This window comes from Roseofilum capinflatum BLCC-M114 (genome assembly GCF_030068505.1).
GTDB lineage: Bacteria > Cyanobacteriota > Cyanobacteriia > Cyanobacteriales > Desertifilaceae > Roseofilum > Roseofilum capinflatum.
The window spans coordinates 1-3260 of the sequence record NZ_JAQOSO010000038.1 but is presented as its reverse complement, the minus strand read 5'-3'; the positions used below and the strand labels follow the sequence as shown (position 1 = coordinate 3260).

Genomic DNA, 3260 nt, shown 5'->3' with positions numbered 1-3260 from the left:
AGAAGTTAATTAGACAATTATTGAGGAAAGAGACGATGCGCGAGTCGGTGATTTATCAAGAAATTCATGAAGAAGGTCTGCTCGAAGGAATTCAGCAAGGAATTCAGCAAGGAATTCAGCAAGGAATTCAGCAAGGCGTACAACGGGAGGTCTCTTTAATTACTCGTCAATTGACGCGACGAGTGGGGGAACTGTCTCCAGAATTGGAAGCCCAGATTCAGTCTTTGTCGGTGGAAACTTTGGAAGATTTGGGGGAAGCACTGCTCGATTTTACGGGAGTTGAGGATTTAGTGTCTTGGCTTGGGGAGCGACTATCTTAATGTTGAGGGAGTGGAACTGATGACTGTTGACGAAGCGCTGGCGATCGCTGAAACTCTTCTAGATGGAGAAGGACTAAACGATGTCCAGCAGTTGATCTTTCGGCAATGTTGGCAAGGAAGATGTTCTTATCCGCAAATCGCCGAAGCTTCCAATTACGATGATGTGTATATCAAATCCGTCGCTGCCAAACTGTGGAAACAACTCTCAGAAGTTCTCGACGAAAAGGTGAAGAAAAGTAACTTACAGGCAGTGTTTAAGCGATACTTGCGCCGAAATTCCATCATTTTGCATCGCACCCAGGAAATCGAAGTTAACCTCAATGGCGCAAATCTCAGTGGAGCTACCTTAAATTTAGCCAACCTCAGCAGTGAAGCTGTCTTACACGCTAAAACTTTAGAATCAGAACTACTGCCAGAAAATCCACCTGAAACCGACTCTCATCCAGAAGATCCCAAATATCTCTGGAACGGTCGGCATTTTGATTGTGAAGCTCAACTGAAAATAGCCGAAGCCTTAGATCGTGCCAATGTTCTCTTCTTTCCCAATGCCAAAGCACGCCTCACCACATCAGACGGGAGAGAAAACCAAGACGCGCACTTCCTAGTCTTCTACCAAGGCAAATGGGGCATTCTGGAAGTCGTGTCTCTTGAGAAGAGAGCAAAAACGGGAGAGACAGACAACCCATTTGAACCCCATGGCATCTCCCTGATCCATTGCTGTGACTATAACGAATGCAACGAAGATGGCGATCGGGTTGTCCAAGAGTTCCTAGAGCTTTTGACTCAAGAATAAAACTAGATAACAACGTACTAATTAGTCATCGCTCTAATTAAAACTTCTTTGAGAGCAATTCCTTCTTCTTCGATCTCATTAATTGTAATCGTGTCCACAATATCAAATCTTGCTCCTGCACTTTGCAGGTCATCATCCAACGTTTTCAAGAATGTTGTGGCTTCAGCATCATGTCCAATTTGGATAAACGAGAAGGCTAATTCATCATCTCTCTCAATTTTCTGGGTCGCAGTGATAATAGCATCAATAACTGCTTTCGGATGATCGGGTTGCCCATCAGTAACGACAAGAAATGTTTCACCACCCAACTTTGCTTGACCTTGTTCTTTACGTTGAAAATAGTTATTTAGAGCATCTTGTAGCACCTGAGCCATTTCGGTTCTACCAACAGGCTCATTTTCCCTGAAGATTTCTTCTACTTTTTCAGAGGTTACATGGTCATAACGCCTAAATTTAGATGAGAAGGTATATATAGTAACACCATCCGAATTCAATTGTTCACACTTGCTGGCTATAGCTAAGGTTGTTTCTTGCATGACTTCCCAACGACTTTTACCAGCTTCACAATCTTTTTTTGCCATAGTACCACTCTTATCGATAATCAGAGTGTAGCTACGATTTTCTAAATCAATAGACATAAACTCTCCCGAACTAAATCAACAGTATTTTTTAAACAGCACAGAAAATCTCTTTAGCCAAACGACCAAGAAAGCTTGTACTTTTTTTGATAAAATTTCCTATATCAGGATCGATTCCAGTATTGTCAACTAGCCAATCAATACCTTTTATTACACAATGAATGATTGCTGCATCTATTAATTCCTCTAGTCCTTCTTCAAGAGCCATGTTCATTTTGTTTTGTTCACCTAAACTCATTTCAATAAAATCCATGTCTAAACTCATCGCTATCACCTTAATTTACGTTTTTTTGTATCCATAACTTCAATATTTTTGAGTATTCAACCAACGACGAAATTCAAAAAGGGTCTTTTTATTTCCTGGGTCATATACTAATAAATTGCAAAGATTTTCAGTTTTTTCAAAAGGAACTCGATCTAGAGCATCACCAGAAACAATATGGCGAAATTGAAGGGTTGCTTCGTCTCCAAGCTTGTTTAGGATAACCAACATCAATTTGTTGAGATTATACCTCAAGATTGCTGAACATGGAATGACTCTGTAATTATCATACAAACGATCGAATAGATCTTGGTATTGAGAATATTTTTTTTGATATGTACGTAGTTTTTCATCATTCATATAACCTTTATAGTAAATCAGTCTTGAGATTTTGTCGCATTCAAAATTTTCTTCTGGAATATCAAAGTCACAATCATTATATGTTTTTGATACAATTAAGTTTCCATAAGGCTCAATAAAAGTCTTTTGATAAAATAAAGATTTTTGTTCCAGTGTTTCTTTGGTTTGTGGAGGAGGTAAAAACTTGACAAAATTACCGATTTTTGCAGCGATCCACGAAGGAGGATGCAGAACATCCGCTTTGGTCAAAATGAAGGTCAGTTTACTCATTAAGACAGCCTTCTGTTCTAGAGTATACCCCTCCATGATCTTTTTCAATGACTGTTGATCAAAAACCACAGAGCGATTGTCAGCATGAATTGCCCATAGGATAACATCAGAAGATTGCAAGTGTTCTCTATACTGTTTTAAATAGCCTTCGTCTGCTTCTTCTGACTCTCCAATTCCCGGAAGATCGTAAAAATACAGTGTACCTCCTTCCTTAATTTGAACGGGTATCTCTTCTATCTCTTTCGTGCAGGGCTTCACTGGATCGGTCTTCAGATTAGTACCAAATAAAGCATTGAGTAGAGAGGACTTGCCAACTCCAGTTTGACCCACAATCGAAACCCGAAACTGGCGATTATCAATTCGCTTTTTCAGTTCCTCTTGAACCAGTTTAATCTGATCTGGCGTTAAATTAACATCTTCCATTTGTCTTAGATGATTTGACCATAGGTCAGTTTACCAACTGAATGCCACAGTGTCAGTGATAAAAAGGATTAAAAAGTAGCAAAAAGTGATTCTTTTTGCGAAAATCTTGTAAACTTAAGTTAAGATGCTATTTTTTCACTCCCTTGGCCTACGACAACACCTGCAAATACCTAGCCGAAAAGTTCCCAGAGTCC

5 protein-coding genes are annotated in these 3260 nt (G+C 39.5%); 2 read left to right on the top strand and 3 right to left on the bottom strand.

Going from position 1 to position 3260, the window contains the following annotated elements:
- A partial coding sequence (locus PMG25_RS07900; protein ID WP_283766356.1) for a DUF4351 domain-containing protein occupies nt 1-320 on the top strand: 320 nt, incomplete at its 5' end.
- 19 nt (nt 321-339) lie between these two features.
- A complete protein-coding gene (locus PMG25_RS07895; protein WP_283766355.1) occupies nt 340-1113 on the top strand; it encodes a helix-turn-helix domain-containing protein in 774 nt (257 codons plus the stop codon).
- A gap of 17 nt (nt 1114-1130) precedes the next feature.
- Here the strand turns inward: PMG25_RS07895 and PMG25_RS07890 are convergent, their stop codons facing one another.
- Genes PMG25_RS07890 through PMG25_RS07880 form a run of 3 tightly spaced genes read right to left on the bottom strand, consistent with a single transcriptional unit; the run spans nt 1131 to nt 3066 of the window.
- The gene (locus PMG25_RS07890; protein ID WP_283766354.1) at nt 1131-1751 is read right to left on the bottom strand and encodes a VWA domain-containing protein; all 621 of its coding nucleotides are present in this window, start codon (nt 1749-1751) and stop codon (nt 1131-1133) included.
- A 31-nt stretch (nt 1752-1782) separates the two neighbouring features.
- A complete protein-coding gene (locus PMG25_RS07885; RefSeq protein ID WP_283766353.1) occupies nt 1783-2016 on the bottom strand; it encodes a hypothetical protein in 234 nt (77 codons plus the stop codon).
- A 39-nt stretch (nt 2017-2055) separates the two neighbouring features.
- Nucleotides 2056-3066, bottom strand: a complete 1011-nt coding sequence (locus PMG25_RS07880; RefSeq protein ID WP_283766352.1) for a GTPase family protein — start codon at nt 3064-3066, stop codon at nt 2056-2058.
- Nucleotides 3067-3260: the final 194 nt, after the last annotated feature.